The organism is Actinoplanes sp. NPDC051537, assembly GCF_055586105.1.
Genome location: NZ_JBVJIU010000014.1, coordinates 1 through 15011 on the forward strand (window position 1 = coordinate 1; position 15011 = coordinate 15011).

The window sequence follows — 15011 nt, forward strand, 5'->3', positions numbered from 1 at the left end:
CCCCCCCCCCCCCCCCCCCCCCCCCCCCCCCCCCCCCCCCCCCCCCCCCCCCCCCCCCCCCCCCCCCCCCCCCCCCCCCCCCCCCCCCCCCCCCGACCAAGGAGAGCAGTCAGTCATGACATTGATCGCCTCGAAGACCGCCGCGCCGGTCGAGCAGGCGGCGCCGGTGAAGAAGACGGTGGCCCGGCGCCTGATCCCGTACGGCTATCTGTCCCCGACGATCGTGCTGATCGTGGTCCTGATGGTGATCCCCATCGCCATGGTGATCAGCTATTCGTTCCGGGACAACGTGATCGTCCAGGACAACTCGGTGTTCGCCGGGCTCGCCAACTACACCAAGGTTTTGACCGACGCCGACTTCCTGGCCGCGATCAAGAACACCGCGATCTTCATCTCGGTCAGCACGGTGGCTCACCTGGTGCTCGGCCTGGCGTTCGCGATGATGCTCAACACGCCGCTGCTGAGCGGGGTCACCAAGGCCATCTTCCGGATCGTCTACATCCTGCCCTGGCTGTTCACGATCGCGGTCATCGCGGTCATCTGGCGGCTGCTGCTCGATCCGTCCGGCGTCGTCAACTACGTCCTGCACACCCTGGGCCTCATCCAGCAGGGCGTGAACTGGCTCGGCGACCCGGGCTCGGCGCTCTGGGCGGTCACCTTCATCAACATCTGGTCCGGCTACCCGTTCTTCATGATCAGCCTCCTGGCCGGCCTCCAGGGCATCCCCCATGACCTGTACGAGGCGGCGGCCGTCGACGGCACGAACTGGTTCCAGCGGTTCCGGCACGTCACGCTGCCCCAGCTCCGCCCGGTGATCATCAGCATGGCCGTGCTCGACCTGATCTGGACGTCCCAGCAGTTCGCGCTGATCTGGATGACGACCGGCGGCGGCCCGCTGAACACCACCGAGATGCTCAGCACCTACACCTACAAGCAGGCCTTCAGCGAGTACGAGTTCTCGACCGCCTCCGCGGCGGCGGTGATCGTGCTGCTGCTCACGATGATCCTGGCCTTCTTCTACGTCCGTCAGCAGAGGGAGCGCTGAGATGGCGACCATCAAGACGAGGCGCCGGCTCGCGAAGTCGGGCGTCATCGCCGGACTGATCCTCGGCGGCCTGTTCGCCGGACTGCCGGTGCTGTGGATGCTCTCCACGTCGTTCAAGGACAACGGTGAGGTCTTCCAGAACCCGCCGCGGCTGCTCACCAAGGGCTTCTCGCTGCACGCGTACACCGAGATCCTGGGCAACAGCACCCAGCTGCGGTTCTTCCTCAACAGCTACATCGTCGCCATCGCGGTGACGGTCCTGACGCTGCTGGTGGCGCTGCTCGCCGGCTACGCGTTCAGCCGGTTCACGTTCCCGTTCCAGAAGACCATCAACGCGGTGATCGTCAGCGTGCAGGCCGTGCCGCCGATCACCCTCGTCATTCCGTACTTCGGGCTCGTCGTCGCGCTCGGCCTCTACAACACCTATCCCGGCCTGATCCTCACCCACATGGTGTTCACGCTCCCGTACGCGATCATCATGATCACCGCGTATCTGAACACCCTGCCGAAAGAGCTGGACGAGTCCGTCAAGGTCGACGGCGGCAACGGCTGGACCGCGCTGTGGCGGATCCTCGTGCCGATCTCGGTGCCCGGCCTGATCGCGGTCGGGGTCTACACGTTCATGATCTCGTGGAACGAGTACCTGTTCGCGCTCTCGCTGACCCGCACCGACGACATGCGCACGGTGCCGATCGGCATCCAGCTGCTCATGGGCCAGCACTCGTACGAGTGGAACCAGATGATGGCGATGAGCATCCTCGGCTCGATCCCGGTCCTGATCCTCTTCCTGCTGTTCCAGAAGCGGTTCATCGGCGGGCTCACCGCCGGCGCCGTCAAGGCCTAGCCCTTTTAAGGAGAAACACCGTAATGCTGACGACCGGCAAGGCGATCCTCGATGTCGCCAACGCGCACAGCTTCGCCGTGCCCGCCTTCAACATCAGTGACTGGGCGATGTTCCAGGGCATCGTGGAGATCAGCGAGGAGACGAACGCGCCCCTGATCGTCGCCATCCACCCCGACGAGGTCCGCCACATCGGCGCCGACCTGATCCCCGCCATCGCCGCGCGGGCCAACAGGTCGAGCGTCCCGATCGCGATCCACTGGGACCACGGCGCCGACTTCGACCAGATGCTCCAGGCCTTCCAGTTCGGCTTCACCTCGGTGATGATCGACGGCTCGCTCAAGCCGTTCGAGGAGAACATCGCGGTCACCAAGCAGGTCACCGAGGCCGCGCACGTGCTCGGCGTCTCGGTCGAGGGCGAGCTCGGCACGATCGGCGGGAACGACAGCTACGCCGAGGCGGGCGCCGCCGAGATCATCTACACCGACCCCGACGACGCCGTCACGTTCGTCGAGCAGACCGGCGTGGACAGCCTCGCCATCGCGATCGGCACGTTCCACGGCTTCTACCCGAAGGACCTGAAGCCGGAGCTGAAGCTCGGCCTGCTCAAGGAGATCAAGGGCCGGCTCGGCATCCCGCTGGTGCTGCACGGCGGCTCCGGCAACCCGGACGACGAGATCCGCGAGGCCGCCCGGATCGGCATCAACAAGATCAACATCTCGACCGACATCAAGGTCGCCTACCACGACAAGATGCGCGAGGTGCTCGGCACCGACTCCAAGCTGCGCGAGCCCAACGCCATCCAACCCGCCTGCATTCGCGCCATGCAGGTCGTCGCCGCCCAGAAGATCGAGCTCTTCGGCGCCGACGGCAAGGGCTCCCTGTACTGACATGCCGGACGCTTCCCGTGTACTCCTGGGCCTCGGCGGTTGCGTCGACTACGAGTTGACGCTGACCGCCGAGGTCCTGGAGAAGCTGATCGTCGACTACGGCATCGTCGCCGCGGAACTTCCTACGCCGCCGGCCGAGGTGGCCGGCGAACGGGATCTGGTGGTCTCCATCCTGGGATACGTGGCCCGGGGCGGGGGCGGCGAGCACTACGTCGCCTCGGCCCCGGCGCTGTCGGCCTTCGCGAACCGGTTCCCGCACCGGGAGACGCTGGGCGGCACGTCGGTGCGGGCCGGCCTGCTGATGAGCCGGCTCGGCGTGCCGTCGACGCTGCACCTGGTCACGGTGAACGACACGTTCCGCCGGCTGCTGCCGCCGGACGGCGAGTACATCACCAGCGGCGCCGCGGACACCTTCCATCCGCATTTGATCGTGCAGTTCGACAAGGGGCTTTGGGTCCGGGCCAACGACATCGACATCCACGCGCCGTTCCCGAACCGGCTGATCTACGTGAACGACCCGGCCAACGGCGGCATGCTGCTCACCGACGACCTCGGCGACCGGCTCGGCCAGGCCGCCGTCTTCCTGATCTCCGGCTTCAACGCCATGCGCGACGAGGCCGAGCTGGACGCGCGGCTGGCCGCCCTCCGGGAGCACATGCGGCAACTGCCGCCCGACGCGGTGACCTACTTCGAGGACGCGGCCTACCACGAGCCGGCGTTCAGCCGCCGGGTCCGGGAAGCGCTGCTCGACGCGATCGACGTCTACGGGCTGAACGAGGACGAGCTCCAGTCCTACCTGCGCCGGCCGGTGAACCTGCTCGACGCGGCCGACGTCGCCGACGCGCTCACCGCGGTGCGCGCGCTGATCCCGGTGCCGGTGCTGGTGCTGCACACGAAGTACTGGGCGCTGGCGCTCGGGGCCGGTGACTTCGCCGGCGCGCTCGACACCGGCACGGTCATGGCCGCCACCCGGTACGGCCACGGCGACGACTTCACCGATGCAGACGTCGCGCGGGTGCGTTCGCTGCCTCGGCGCCCGGAGTCGGTCGCGTTCGCCGCCGCGCTGCGATCTCGTTTGGGCGACGTCGTCCACTGTGTTCCGGGATTCGTGCTCGACGTCCCGAATCCCACTACGGTCGGTCTCGGAGACACGTTCGTCGGCGGCTTCCTCGCCGAGGTCGCCGTTTCGGGCAGGAGAGGACTCTGATGACGGTCGAGGCTCTGGGCGCCAACCAGCCCGAGACGTTCTACCGCGGCGCCGGGCGGATCGCGGCGTTCCGCAACGGGCCGGCGCTGCCCGACCGGCCCGAGGACTGGGTGGGCTCGACGACCAGCCGGTTCGCGCTCGCGCCGTCCGGGCTCTCGGCGCTGGCCGACGGGCGGGTGCTGGCCGAGGCGATCGCCGCCGACCCCGGCTGGTGGCTGGGCCCGGGGCGGGCCGACACCGGCGTGCTGGTGAAGCTCCTCGACGCCGGTCAGCGCCTGCCGCTGCACGTCCATCCCGATCGCCGGTTCGCCACCACGCATCTGGCCTCGCCGTACGGGAAGACCGAAGCCTGGGTCATCGTGGAGGCGCGGCCCGACGCGTACGTCCACCTCGGATTTGATCGTGATGTTCCGGCCGGCGAGCTGGCCGGCTGGGTGAGCGCGCAGAAGTCCGGCGAGATGCTCGCGGCCACCAACAAGATCCCGGTGGCGGCGGGCGACGCGATCCTGTGCCCGGCCGGCCTGCCGCACGCGATCGGCGACGGCATCCTGCTGGTCGAGGTGCAGGAGCCGACGGATTTCTCGGTGCTGCTGGAGTACGAGGACTTCGGGCTCGCCGACGGTCACCTGGGCCTCGGCTACGACCTGGCCCTGCAATGCGTCGACCGCGGTGGATGGAGCCCGTCGCGCATCGAGGGACTCCGCGGCGATGCGGCGCGCCTGCTCCCCGAGGCGGCCGACGAGTTCTTCTCGGCCCGACGCCTCTATGGGGGTGATCGCCTGGCACAAGGCTTCGCCGTGCTGGTCGTGGTGTCCGGCGAGGGCCGCCTGATCGGCGAGAACGACGATCTGTTGCTCCGGCGGGGCGACACGCTGCTCATCCCGTACGCGGCGGGGCCGCTCCGGCTCGAGGGCCAGATCGGGGCGATCCGCCTGTCCGGCGCCGCGTGATCGCTGCGCCGGTGGCTTTTGTGCGAAAATCTGTGCCGTGGGCTCCGACGAGGGAGATCGCCGGTCCGGGCTCGCCGACCGCGAGCGGCGGGCCGAGGGAGATCGCCGGTCCGGGCTCGCCGACCGCGAGCGGCGGGCCGAGGGAGGTCGCCGGTCCGGGCTCGCCGACCGCGAGCGGCGGGCCGAGGGAGGTCGCCGGTCCGGGCTCGCCGACCGCGAGCGGCGGGCCGACGAGCGGGAGAAACTGCTGGTCGAACGCGAGTCGGCGGCGGACAGCCGGGACGCCGTGGCCGACCAGCGGGAGATCGATCTCGAGGAACGGTCGAGCGTGGCCGACCTGCGCGATGTGACGGCGGAATCGCTTCGCGCACGCGCCGACGAGCGGGAGCGGCGTCTCGTGCGGCGGCTGGGTGAGGCCGACGACCGGGACCAGCGTGCCGACCGCCGGGAGGCGATCGCCGACGAGCGGGATCAGCGTGCCGACCACCGGCAGGCGACCGCCGACGAGCGGGAGCGGCTCGCCGATTCGCGCGAGAAGGCCGCGGACTCGCGCGATCGCGCCGCCGATCGGCGCGAGATCGACGCCGAGCTGCGCGGTTGGGACAACCCCGCCCGCTAGCCGGCCGGCACGACGCGTCGCCACGCGGTCTCCGGCCACGTCTTCATGGCGTCGCCGCCGGAGGAGTACCGGCTCACAGCCTCCGGATGACCGACGCCGGGTTCTCGACCGCGTCAGCCACCGCCCGGATGAAGCCGGCCGCCGTCCCGCCGTCGCAGACCCGGTGATCGAAGACGAACGACATCTGCGTGATCCGCCGAACCCGGATCTCCCCGCCGACAACCCAGGGCCGCTCCAGAATCCGCCCGAACCCGAGGATCGCGACCTGCGGGTGGTTGATGATCGCCGCACTGCCGTCGACCCGGAAGCCGCCATAGTTGTTGAGCGTGAACGTCCCCGCCGCCATCTCGGCCGCCGTGGCCCGCCCTTCCCGGGCGCGCTGGGTGAGGGCCCGGATCTCCCCGTCAAGCTCGGTGGTGGTGAGCCGCCCGGCGTTCATGACGGCCGGCACGACGAGGCCGCGGTCCCCCTGAACCGCGATGCCGAGGTTGATGTCCGCAAGCTCGACGATCTCGTCGCGGCCGGTGTCGAGGCGGGCGTTGAACACGGGGTACGCCTTGAGCGCCGCCACCGTGAAGCGGGCCAGGTAGGCCATGAGCCCCGGCCCGGCGGGCTCGGCTTGCCGAAGTTCCCAGAGCGCGGTGGCGTCGACGTCGACCCAGACGGTGGCTTCGGGGATTTCCGCCCGGCTACGCGAGAGATTGGCGGCTACGGCCTTGCGGAAGCCGCTGAGCGGGAGGCGGCGCTCACCGCCGGCTGGGGCGCCGCTGGTTGTGGCTCCGTTGGTGGTGGCGCCGTTGGTGGTGGCGCCGTCGCTCGTGGCGCCGGTTGTTGCACCGTTGGTGGCCGCGCCGTGGGTTGTGGCACCGCCGGTCGGCGGCGCCGGCCGCGAAGCGCCTGTGGACAAGTCGCCGAAGTTGTCGTACCCGGGCGTTAAATTCCACCCACCCAACGAGGGTGGGGGAGGCGGCGGCGCGGCCGCCGCGGCGATCCGATCTTGCACGTCGGCTCGTGTGATCACGCCACCCGCGCCGGTTGGGGTCACTGACCGTAGATCGATGGCGTGGTCACGGGCCAACGCGCGCACGAGCGGTGAGATTACGCGCGGCGGCGATGCGGCCGGCAACGAGGCGGCGGGCGCGGGCTGGGCGGCGGGCGCAAGCTGGTCGGCGGGCGCAGGCTGGGCGGCGGGCGCGGGCGCAAGCTGGGCGGCGGGCGCAAGCTGGGCAGCAGGCGCGGGCGCAGGCTGGGCGGCGGGCGCGGGCTGGACAGAAGGCGCAGGCTGGGCGGACACCGTCGATGCCGCGGACGGCCCGGGCGCCGCGGAAGAGGCGGCCGCGCGCGGACGGCGGCGACGACCATGGGCCGCGCCCCCCGGCGTGCCATAACCGATCAGGACGTTGCCCGAGCCGGCCTTCTCCTCCTCGCGGTACGCCTCGCCCGCGGCGGAAAGGGACTCGACGGTGATCAGGGGAGTGCCCACGGTCAGGACCGCGCCCTCGGGGCCGTGCAGCGTGGCTACCCGGCCCGCGTACGGGGACGGGACCTCCACGAGGGACTTCGCGGTCTCCACCTCGACGATCGGCTGGTCGACCGCCACGTCGTCGCCCGGTGCCACGAGCCAGCGGACTATCTCGGCCTCCGTCAAGCCCTCGCCGAGGTCGGGCAGCAAGAAGACCTGGCTCATGCGTCCTCCCACTGAAGGTCGTCCACGGCGTCGAGGATGCGGTCGACCCCGGGCAGCTGGAAGTGCTCCAGCTTGGGCGGGGGGAACGGGATGTCGAAGCCGGTAACCCGTCGTACGGGGGCCGACAACGAGTGGAAGCAGCGCTCGCTCACGCGGGCCGCGATCTCCGACGCCACGCTGGCGAAGCCGGGCGCCTCGGCCACCACGACGGCGCGGCCGGTGGAGCGCACCGCGGCGCAGATCGTCTCGTCGTCGAACGGGACGATCGAGCGGACGTCGACCACCTGGAGGCTGCGGCCCTCCTGGGCGGCGACCTCGGCCGCCTCCAGCGCGGGCGGGACCGATGGGCCGTACGCGATCAGGGTGGCGTCGGTGCCCTCGCGGAGGACCGCCGCTCGGCCGATGCCGGGGGCCGGGGTGCCGAAGTCGACCTCCTCCTTGGACCAGTAAAGCTTCTTCGGCTCGAGGAAGACGACCGGGTCGGGTGCGGCGATCGCCTCGCGCAGCAGGTAGTACGCGTCGGTCGGGTTCGACGGGGCGACCACGTGCAGGCCGGGCGTGTGCGCGTAGTAGGCCTCGGACGAGTCGCAGTGATGTTCCACGCCACCGATGCCGCCCGCGTACGGGATCCTGATCACCATCGGCAGCGTGACCCGCCCCCGCGTCCGGTTCCGCATCTTCGCCACGTGGCTGGCGATCTGCTCGAAGGCGGGATAGGCGAAGGCGTCGAACTGCATCTCGACGACCGGGCGCATGCCGTTCATGGCCATGCCGACGGCGACGCCCACGATGCCCGACTCGGCCAGCGGCGTGTCGAAGCAGCGGGTCTCGCCGAACTCGGCGGTCAGGCCGTCGGTGATCCGGAAGACGCCGCCGAGCGGGCCGACGTCCTCGCCGAAGACGAGCACCGACGGGTCCTCGGCCATGGCGGAGCGCAGGGCCCGGTTCAGCGCCTGGGCCATGGACAGCTTCTCGTGCGTCATCGGCCGGCCTCCGAGGCGACAGAAAGACTGCGGGACAACTCGTCGGCGACGACGGCCGCCTGCGAAACCAGCTGTGGCGTGCGGTGGGCGTACACGTAATCGAAAAGATCGTCGGGCCGCGGCGAGACGTCGACGTTGAGGCCGGCCCGCGTGTGTGCCGCCACCTTCTCGGCCGCCTCCGCATATGAGGAAACGGCCTCGGAAGTAAGCGAGAGGTACGAAGCGAGCCGCGTAAGGGGATCCCGCGAAACCCAGGCGGCAACCTCGGCCTCGTCCCGATAGCGGGTGGCATCGTCGGCGTTGGTGTGCGCCTGCATCCGGTACGTGTGCGCCTCCACCAGCTGAGGCCCGAAACCGGCCCGGGCCCGCGCGACGGCATCGCCGAGGACGGCCAGCAGCGCCGCCACGTCGTTGCCGTCGACGCGCTCGCCGGGCATGCCGTAGCCGATGCCCTTGTGGGCCAGCGACGGCGCGACCGTCTGGCGGGCCAGCGGCACCGAGATCGCGTACTCGTTGTTCTGCACGAAGAAGACCACGGGCGCCTTGAACACGGCCGCGAAGTTCAGCGCCTCGTGGAAGTCGCCCTCGCTGGTCGCGCCGTCGCCGCAGAGCGCCATCACGACCGTGGGCTCGCCGCGCAGCGTCGCCGCGTGCGCGACCCCGACCGCGTGCGGCAGCTGGGTGGCGAGCGGGGTGGCCTGCGGGGCGACCTTCGACGCGTACGGGTCGTAGCCGGAGTGCCAGTCGCCCTTGAGCAGCACCAGCACCTCGACCGGGTCGACGCCGCGCGCCACCGCGGCGGCCGTGTCGCGGTAGGTCGGGAACAGCCAGTCGCCGTCGTCCAGCACGTGCGCGGCGGCGACCTGGCACGCCTCCTGACCATGCGAGGAGGGGTAGACCGCGAGCCGCCCCTGCCGGACGAGCGCGTTCGCCTGTTCGTTCAAACGGCGGGCGACGACCAGATCCCCGTACGCCTTCAGAAGCGCCTCGGTGTCCGGCAGGCGGTAGCCCTCCCGGCCCGTCGCCGCGCCCGAGGGGTCGATCAGCTGGACGGGATCGGCCGACGGCAGCATGAGACTCGGGTCAAGTGTCATGGTGAGATCCTGCGTCCGGGGCCCAACGCACGCCACAACCGCAACAAAGTCGAGAAAACGTCCAACGCAAAGCGTAAAACAAAGACCAATCGTCCAGCCGGTACGAGTACCGGCCGCGGGGAGTGAGACAGATGGCCGACGCCCTCGACGAGACCGACCACCGCATCCTCGACGCGCTCACCGGCGACGGGCGCATGTCGATGCGTACGCTCGCGGAGAATTTGCACATATCCCGCGCGAACGCCTACGCCCGGGTCGAACGGCTCCGCACGACCGGCGTCATCCGCGGCTTTCGCGCCGACGTTGACCCGGTGCTCAGTGGACTCGGCACCTCGGCATACCTCACCCTGAACGTGCGGCAGGCCGACTGGCGGACGATCCGGGAGTCGCTCAAGAGCCTTCCCGGCGTCGCGCACGTGGCGCTGGTCGGCGGGGAGTTCGACGTCATCCTGCTGGTCCGGGCGCGGGACAACGCCGACCTGCGCCGCATCGTCCTCGACGAGATCCAGGGGATGGAGGGCGTCATCAGCACTCGCACGCTGCTGGTCTTCGAGGAGATCGAGCCCGCGAACACTTTTCCCGCGATCGGCGAAGTACAGGTGTGACCGACCTGGAAACTGCTCAGCGAGCGCCGGAGAACTTCACGGCGGTCTTCGACCGGCACTACCGGGACATCTACGCGTACGTGTCCCGGCGGCTCGGTCCGGACCTGGCCGAGGACGTGGCGTCCGAGACGTTCCTGACCGCGTTCGACCGAAGACAGAGCTACGACGCCACCCGGGGCGACCCCCGGCCGTGGCTGTTCGGAATCGCCTCGAACCTGGTGGCGCGGCACGTCCGGGCCGAGACCCGGCGATACAAGGCGCTGGCCCGCGCCGGCGAGCGCGATCAGGCCGACAGCCACGCGGACGCGGTGGCGGGCCGGCTCGACGCGGAAGCGGTACGGGGGCGGCTGGCCGAGGCGTTGCGCCGGCTGCCGGAGCCGGTGCGGGCCGTGCTGTTGCTGGTGGCCTGGGCCGGGCTGAACCAGCAGGAGGCGGCGGAGGCGCTGGGCATACCGGCCGGCACGGCCCGATCCCGGTTGCACCGGGCACGACAGGAGATGCGGCAGGCGCTCGGCGCCGAGATCGAGATGGACGAGTGATGGACGAGATCAGCATTCTGCGGGAGAGCTTCGAGGAGGCGGCGCCGTCGGCGGCCGCGGAGCAGCGGGCGCGGGCGGCGCTCCAGCAGCACATCACCCCGAAACCGGAAAAATCGCGAAAAATCTGGTGGCGGGTGCCGATCGCGGTGGGAGTCGCCACGGCGGCGGCGGTCGCGGTGGCCGTCGCGATCGACCGGCCGGCGGACCCGGCGAGACCGGTCGTGCGGCAGAGCCGGCCCGAGGCGGCGGCCAGGAAACTCCCGTACCTCAAACCCGTGTCCGCCGCCCAGGTGCTGGAGAACGCGGCGTGGACGGCCGAGCAGGAGAAGTGGGTCGACCCCAAACCGACGCAGTTCATGTACGTCGAGACCCGCGAAATGCGCAATCCGCCCGCGTACGAGTCGAAGAAGCCCAACGGCGCGCTGGTGCCCGGCAAGGCGAAGTACCGGACCGTGCAGGTGTGGAACCGGATCGACGGCCAGGTCCAGGGCCGGCTCCGCAACGGCAAGCTCGAGGTGCACAAGCAGGGCGAGAACCAGAGCAACTGGGCGTTCATCCCGTGGTCGCAGGTCGTCAAGCTGACGTCGTCCGCGAAGATCGACGCGTTCCTCGACCACCCCGAGGGCGGCGTCTCCCAGGATCCCGACGCGATGGCCGGGCAGTACGTGCTGCCGCCCGAGGTCAAGGCGGCCATCTACCGCTACCTGGCCGAGCAGCCGGGCATGCGGATCAACCCGGACGCCGTCAACCTCGACGGCCGGCCGGCGATCGGGCTGGGCCGGATCGAGGAGGGCTACCTGTCGCAGGAGCTGCTGTTCGACAAGGAGACCTACACGCTGATCGGCGAGCGACTGGTCGCGGTGGCCGACCATGTCAATCGCGGGGACGACGGCACCTCGTACACCCACAAAGGCGATCTTTTCCGACAGGTGATCTACCGCAAGATGGTCATCGTCGATCGGCCGGGCCAGACGGCGCCGTAGGGGTTGCAACGAAACCGGGGTCGCCGCCCGTCATAAGAAGCAGGATCGCGCCGGGCGTCATTGATCTATATGATGCGCCCGGCCGTAGTCCTCTCCGAGAGAAGTCGAGAGAGTCGAGAGAGAAGTCAATGATTCGGCGACGCAGTGTTCTCCTCGGCGCGCTCGGCGCCGCCGCCGGCCTCACCGCGGCCGGTTGCTCCGCGGCGAAGGCCGACACTCCTTCGGTATCGGCGAGCACGGAGCCGGTCGGCACCTGGAACACGCCGCCCCCGCCGCCGGTCAACCTGACCGTCTCGCCCGCGGCCGGCGCGGCCAAGGTGCTGCCGACCGAGGAGGTCACGGTCTCGGTCGACGGCGGCAAGCTGAAGTCGGTCACCGTCGCCGCCGGCGCCAAGAAGGTCAGCGGCGCGGTGCAGGACGACGGGGTCACCTGGAAGTCGACCGGCAACCTCTCCTACGGCAAGACGTACAAGGTGACCGCCTCGATCGTCGACGGCGCGGGCACCACGGTCGAGAAGACGTCCACCTTCACCACGATCCAGCCCACCTCGGTCGCGGCGGTCACCTTCCAGGCCAACGGCATGGGAATTCTCAAGACCGGCGGTACGTACGGGGTGGGCCAGCCCGTGATCGTCGCCTTCAACAAGACGGTGACCGACAAGGCCGCGGCCGAGAAGGCGATCAAGGTCGAGACGACGCCGTCGGTCGAGGGCAAGTTCTTCTGGGTCAACAGCAAGCTCGTGCACTGGCGGCCGGCCAAGTACTGGGCCAAGGGCACCAAGGTCGAGGTCAGCGTCGACGCGCTCGGCGTGAACCTGGGCAAGGGCGTCTACGGCGCGTCCAACTCCAAGACCCACTTCACCGTCGGCCGGGCCCTGGTCGCGATCAGCGACAACAAGACCCACCACACCAAGGTCTACGTCGACGGCAAGATGGTGCGGGACATGGCGTGCAGCAACGGCCGCGGCGGCTACACGAAGACCACGGACGGCACCCAGATCCACTTCTGGACGCAGAACGGCCCGCACGTGGTGCTGTCCAAGGAGCGCACGCACAGCATGAGCTCGGCCAGCTACGGCGTGAGCGACCCGACCAACCCGTACTACTACGCGCCCGAGATCGTCGAGTACTGCACCCGCATCTCGTACTCGGGCGAGTTCCTGCACTCGGCCCCGTGGAACCACCAGCTGGGCCGGGCCAACATCTCGCACGGCTGCGTCAACCTGAGCCCCGCCGACGCCAAGTGGGTCTACGAGAACTTCCTGGTCGGCGACGTGGTCGAGGTCAAGAACAGCCCGAAGTCGCTACCGGTGTGGGACGGCCTGGGCGACTGGAACGTCCCGTTCAGCAAATACGGTCACTGATCTCCTCGGAGGCGAGCACGCCGGCCATGTCGCGGCCGGTGAGGAACGCGACCACGAGCGTGCCGGTGACCGCGAGCATGCGGCCGGGCTCGATCGTGGTGCGGGCGAGCATCGGGGCCGCCGGGGAGCCCGGCGCGAGCGGCAGGAACGGGATGTCCATGAGGCTCAGGTGGGTGGCCCCGGGGATCCGCACGGTGCAGGCGGGCGCGCCGGTGCGGTCGACGGTCGCCCAGCCGTCCAGGGTGATGGCCCGCTCGGCCGCGAACCACTCGGGGCTGGGCGCGATGCCCGCCGCCACCGCCTCGTCCGGGGTGACGTCGAACTCGGGGTGCGGCGCCAGCACCTGAAGCACCGGCCGTTTCAGGCCCAGCTCGCCTACCTCGCTCCACAGTGCGCCGTCGAGGTTGACCGCCGCGGTGCACCGCGGGTCGTCGCGGCACCACTGGAGGGCGGCCGCGCCGCCGAAGGAGTGGCCCGCCGCGGTGAGCCGGTTCAGGTCGAGGCGCCCCGCCAGCATGTCGCCGGCGGGCAGGCCGGCCAGCCGGTCGGCGAGGAACGCCAGGTCGGCCGCCTTGTACCGGCACAGCTCGGCGCGGCGCTCGAACACCTCGCGATGGTCGCCGGCCTGCGGTCCGAGCGCGCCGGCGATCGCGGCCGGGTTCATCGGCACGGTGCGGCCGCCGGGGAAGACCGTCACCGCCGTCTCGTACGTGTGGTTGACGCCGACCACGACGAAACCGTGACTGGCCAGCTCCTCGGCGGTTCCGGAGAGCAGCAGCGGCGGAAACCCGCTCGGCGACAGCAGCACCACCGGCAGGGAGTCGCCGGCCGGCGGGGGCGCGTCGGCGCTGCGGGCGGTGAGGCCCGTGGTGTCGATGCCGAGCATCTCGGCGTTGGGTCGCCAGGCGGGCGGCAGGTAGTCGACGGCCGCGGCTCCGGCCGGGCGGCACGGATACCAGATCCAGGTCACCAGCGATCGCGGCTCGGGCGGGGACGCGTACGGGTCGGTGCGCGCGTGGTCGGTCCACGCCCGGACGGTGCGGCCGACGGCGTGCGGGCCGGTCGGCTCGGGCAGGGCGGCAGTCATGGGCCGATGGTCGGGCGCCGCACTTGACGACGGCTTGGCGCCGCGGCCCCGGGCCGTCAATTCGCCGCCAAGGGACGAGCGCCACGATGCCGCCGTGGACCATCTGCCGCCCGGCATCGTGTTCCGCCGGCTCGCCGGGCCGGCCGAGCCGGCGCGGGCGCGCGGCCTGCTCGACGAGGGTGGCCCGGCGTACCGGTCGCCGCGGCTGACCGGCGACGAACCGTGGTCGGGCCTGTGGAACCTCACCGCCGCACCCGAGGTGGCGCTGGAGGGCGCGGCGGCGATCGTTCCGCTGTCGGCGCGGGTCACCGAGCTGCGGGCGCTGGCGGTGCGGGCCGGGGCGGCCGGCCGGTGGGGGCGCCTGCTGCGGGAGGTGGCCGACGGCGGCCGGATGCGCGGTCTGGAGTGGATCGTGGCCGCTCACCGCCCGGGCGACGACGCGGCGACCGACCTGCTGCGCCGGGCCGGCTTCCGGACGGCGCTTGCGCTCCCCATCGGCTGGCTGGCGCGGGAGATCTGAGTCAGTACTCCCAGGCCGCGTACTCCGGGTGGCGCGTCTTCATGTCCTCGAAGAGCAGAACCTGGCGGTCGATGTACCACGCCTTGGCGGTCTGGAGGATGACCAGGCCGGTGATCGTGGCGATCAGATCGAGGCGGACGAGACCGTAGGCCAGCGCCACGGCGCCGGCGGTCTGGATCGCGTACGTCACCCGCAGAACTTTGTAGTTGAACTGGCTGGGCACCGGCACCGTGGTGCGTTCCGACCAGACCCGCTCGCCGAAGACGCCCCGCGACGCCCAGTTGCGGGTGGAGCGGGGCTTGGGGAACAACAGCGGGTTGACCATCATGAAGATCAGCGACAGGACGATCGGCGCCAGGCACCACCAGCCGATCCAGTCGCGGCTCCAGATGGAGAGCGCGAGCAGCGGCAGCACGGCGAACCGCGTCGCGACGCTGATCGGGTTGGCGTGCCGGGCCCAGTTGTCGCCGGTGAGGCCGAAGACCTTGGCGACGCGCTGCTCGCCGGTGACCTTGCGGGTGTCCGCGGTGGGGCTGCTCATGATGACCTCCTGGCCGCTCGTTCTTGCCCCGAGAGTCATGGGGCGGGCTTGACGGC

At 70.6% G+C, this 15011-nt stretch carries 16 protein-coding genes; 11 read left to right on the forward strand and 5 right to left on the reverse strand.

The features are described from left to right. Positions 1 to 115: 115 nt before the first annotated feature. Genes ACZ6TB_RS31220 through ACZ6TB_RS31245 form a run of 6 tightly spaced genes read left to right on the forward strand, consistent with a single transcriptional unit; the run spans position 116 to position 5552 of the window. Positions 116 to 1045 (forward strand): carbohydrate ABC transporter permease, encoded by a 930-nt coding sequence (locus ACZ6TB_RS31220; protein ID WP_465560128.1) that lies wholly within the window; start codon positions 116 to 118, stop codon positions 1043 to 1045. A gap of 1 nt (position 1046) precedes the next feature. Continuing rightward, positions 1047 to 1889: a carbohydrate ABC transporter permease gene (locus ACZ6TB_RS31225; RefSeq protein WP_465560131.1), complete on the forward strand. Its 843-nt coding sequence runs from the start codon at positions 1047 to 1049 to the stop codon at positions 1887 to 1889. Between the two features lie 23 nt (positions 1890 to 1912). Continuing rightward, positions 1913 to 2776, forward strand: coding sequence for a ketose-bisphosphate aldolase (locus ACZ6TB_RS31230; protein WP_465560133.1), 864 nt, complete (start codon positions 1913 to 1915; stop codon positions 2774 to 2776). Between the two features lies 1 nt (position 2777). After that, positions 2778 to 3983: an ADP-dependent glucokinase/phosphofructokinase gene (locus tag ACZ6TB_RS31235; RefSeq protein ID WP_465560136.1), complete on the forward strand. Its 1206-nt coding sequence runs from the start codon at positions 2778 to 2780 to the stop codon at positions 3981 to 3983. Beyond that, positions 3983 to 4933 carry a class I mannose-6-phosphate isomerase gene (locus ACZ6TB_RS31240; RefSeq protein WP_465560139.1) on the forward strand — a complete coding sequence of 317 codons (951 nt, stop codon included), beginning with the start codon at positions 3983 to 3985 and terminating at the stop codon, positions 4931 to 4933. The genes ACZ6TB_RS31235 and ACZ6TB_RS31240 overlap by 1 nt, the downstream gene beginning before the upstream one ends. A gap of 37 nt (positions 4934 to 4970) precedes the next feature. Further along, positions 4971 to 5552: a hypothetical protein gene (locus ACZ6TB_RS31245; protein WP_465560142.1), complete on the forward strand. Its 582-nt coding sequence runs from the start codon at positions 4971 to 4973 to the stop codon at positions 5550 to 5552. A 73-nt stretch (positions 5553 to 5625) separates the two neighbouring features. Here the strand turns inward: ACZ6TB_RS31245 and ACZ6TB_RS31250 are convergent, their stop codons facing one another. The 3 genes from ACZ6TB_RS31250 to ACZ6TB_RS31260 are packed head-to-tail and all read right to left on the reverse strand — an operon-like array spanning position 5626 to position 9316. Then, positions 5626 to 7239 (reverse strand): dihydrolipoamide acetyltransferase family protein, encoded by a 1614-nt coding sequence (locus ACZ6TB_RS31250; protein WP_465560145.1) that lies wholly within the window; start codon positions 7237 to 7239, stop codon positions 5626 to 5628. Then, positions 7236 to 8222 (reverse strand): alpha-ketoacid dehydrogenase subunit beta, encoded by a 987-nt coding sequence (locus ACZ6TB_RS31255; protein ID WP_465560148.1) that lies wholly within the window; start codon positions 8220 to 8222, stop codon positions 7236 to 7238. The genes ACZ6TB_RS31250 and ACZ6TB_RS31255 overlap by 4 nt, the downstream gene beginning before the upstream one ends. Next, positions 8219 to 9316 carry a thiamine pyrophosphate-dependent dehydrogenase E1 component subunit alpha gene (locus ACZ6TB_RS31260; RefSeq protein WP_465560150.1) on the reverse strand — a complete coding sequence of 366 codons (1098 nt, stop codon included), beginning with the start codon at positions 9314 to 9316 and terminating at the stop codon, positions 8219 to 8221. The genes ACZ6TB_RS31255 and ACZ6TB_RS31260 overlap by 4 nt, the downstream gene beginning before the upstream one ends. A 131-nt stretch (positions 9317 to 9447) precedes the next feature. On the opposite strand from ACZ6TB_RS31260, the gene ACZ6TB_RS31265 reads away from it, so the two are divergent. From ACZ6TB_RS31265 to ACZ6TB_RS31280, 4 genes are all read left to right on the forward strand, one after another. Continuing rightward, a complete protein-coding gene (locus tag ACZ6TB_RS31265; RefSeq protein WP_465560152.1) occupies positions 9448 to 9921 on the forward strand; it encodes an Lrp/AsnC family transcriptional regulator in 474 nt (157 codons plus the stop codon). Further along, positions 9918 to 10460: an RNA polymerase sigma factor gene (locus ACZ6TB_RS31270; protein ID WP_465560155.1), complete on the forward strand. Its 543-nt coding sequence runs from the start codon at positions 9918 to 9920 to the stop codon at positions 10458 to 10460. The genes ACZ6TB_RS31265 and ACZ6TB_RS31270 overlap by 4 nt, the downstream gene beginning before the upstream one ends. Then, positions 10460 to 11443 (forward strand): CU044_5270 family protein, encoded by a 984-nt coding sequence (locus ACZ6TB_RS31275; RefSeq protein WP_465560158.1) that lies wholly within the window; start codon positions 10460 to 10462, stop codon positions 11441 to 11443. Before ACZ6TB_RS31270 ends, ACZ6TB_RS31275 begins: the two co-directional genes overlap by 1 nt. Positions 11444 to 11571: 128 nt before the next feature. Further along, entirely contained in the window at positions 11572 to 12807 is a 1236-nt protein-coding gene (locus tag ACZ6TB_RS31280; protein WP_465560160.1) for a L,D-transpeptidase, read from the forward strand. On the opposite strand, the gene ACZ6TB_RS31285 is transcribed toward ACZ6TB_RS31280, so the two are convergent. Next, complete coding sequence (locus ACZ6TB_RS31285; protein ID WP_465560163.1) at positions 12788 to 13894, reverse strand: alpha/beta hydrolase family protein; 1107 nt, start codon at positions 13892 to 13894, stop codon at positions 12788 to 12790. The genes ACZ6TB_RS31280 and ACZ6TB_RS31285 overlap by 20 nt on opposite strands. Before the next feature lie 94 nt (positions 13895 to 13988). Between ACZ6TB_RS31285 and ACZ6TB_RS31290 the strand changes: the two genes are divergently transcribed. Then, on the forward strand, positions 13989 to 14414 hold the full coding sequence (locus tag ACZ6TB_RS31290) for a hypothetical protein (RefSeq protein WP_465560166.1): 426 nt from the start codon (positions 13989 to 13991) through the stop codon (positions 14412 to 14414). Position 14415: 1 nt separating this feature from the next. Here the strand turns inward: ACZ6TB_RS31290 and ACZ6TB_RS31295 are convergent, their stop codons facing one another. After that, positions 14416 to 14955, reverse strand: coding sequence for a DUF6653 family protein (locus ACZ6TB_RS31295; protein ID WP_465560168.1), 540 nt, complete (start codon positions 14953 to 14955; stop codon positions 14416 to 14418). Positions 14956 to 15011: the final 56 nt, after the last annotated feature.

What these genes read in the sequence shown, in the direction of transcription:
- ACZ6TB_RS31275 (WP_465560158.1), top strand. Translation starts at nt 10,460, where the DNA reads ATGGACGAGATCAGCATTCTGCGGGAGAGCTTCGAGGAGGCGGCGCCG.
- ACZ6TB_RS31240 (WP_465560139.1), top strand. Translation starts at nt 3,983, where the DNA reads ATGACGGTCGAGGCTCTGGGCGCCAACCAGCCCGAGACGTTCTACCGC.
- ACZ6TB_RS31295 (WP_465560168.1), bottom strand. Translation starts at nt 14,955, where the DNA reads ATGAGCAGCCCCACCGCGGACACCCGCAAGGTCACCGGCGAGCAGCGC.
- ACZ6TB_RS31230 (WP_465560133.1), top strand. Translation starts at nt 1,913, where the DNA reads ATGCTGACGACCGGCAAGGCGATCCTCGATGTCGCCAACGCGCACAGC.
- ACZ6TB_RS31250 (WP_465560145.1), bottom strand. Translation starts at nt 7,239, where the DNA reads ATGAGCCAGGTCTTCTTGCTGCCCGACCTCGGCGAGGGCTTGACGGAG.
- ACZ6TB_RS31235 (WP_465560136.1), top strand. Translation starts at nt 2,778, where the DNA reads ATGCCGGACGCTTCCCGTGTACTCCTGGGCCTCGGCGGTTGCGTCGAC.
- ACZ6TB_RS31280 (WP_465560160.1), top strand. Translation starts at nt 11,572, where the DNA reads ATGATTCGGCGACGCAGTGTTCTCCTCGGCGCGCTCGGCGCCGCCGCC.
- ACZ6TB_RS31265 (WP_465560152.1), top strand. Translation starts at nt 9,448, where the DNA reads ATGGCCGACGCCCTCGACGAGACCGACCACCGCATCCTCGACGCGCTC.
- ACZ6TB_RS31285 (WP_465560163.1), bottom strand. Translation starts at nt 13,894, where the DNA reads ATGACTGCCGCCCTGCCCGAGCCGACCGGCCCGCACGCCGTCGGCCGC.
- ACZ6TB_RS31225 (WP_465560131.1), top strand. Translation starts at nt 1,047, where the DNA reads ATGGCGACCATCAAGACGAGGCGCCGGCTCGCGAAGTCGGGCGTCATC.
- ACZ6TB_RS31260 (WP_465560150.1), bottom strand. Translation starts at nt 9,316, where the DNA reads ATGACACTTGACCCGAGTCTCATGCTGCCGTCGGCCGATCCCGTCCAG.
- ACZ6TB_RS31255 (WP_465560148.1), bottom strand. Translation starts at nt 8,222, where the DNA reads ATGACGCACGAGAAGCTGTCCATGGCCCAGGCGCTGAACCGGGCCCTG.
- ACZ6TB_RS31220 (WP_465560128.1), top strand. Translation starts at nt 116, where the DNA reads ATGACATTGATCGCCTCGAAGACCGCCGCGCCGGTCGAGCAGGCGGCG.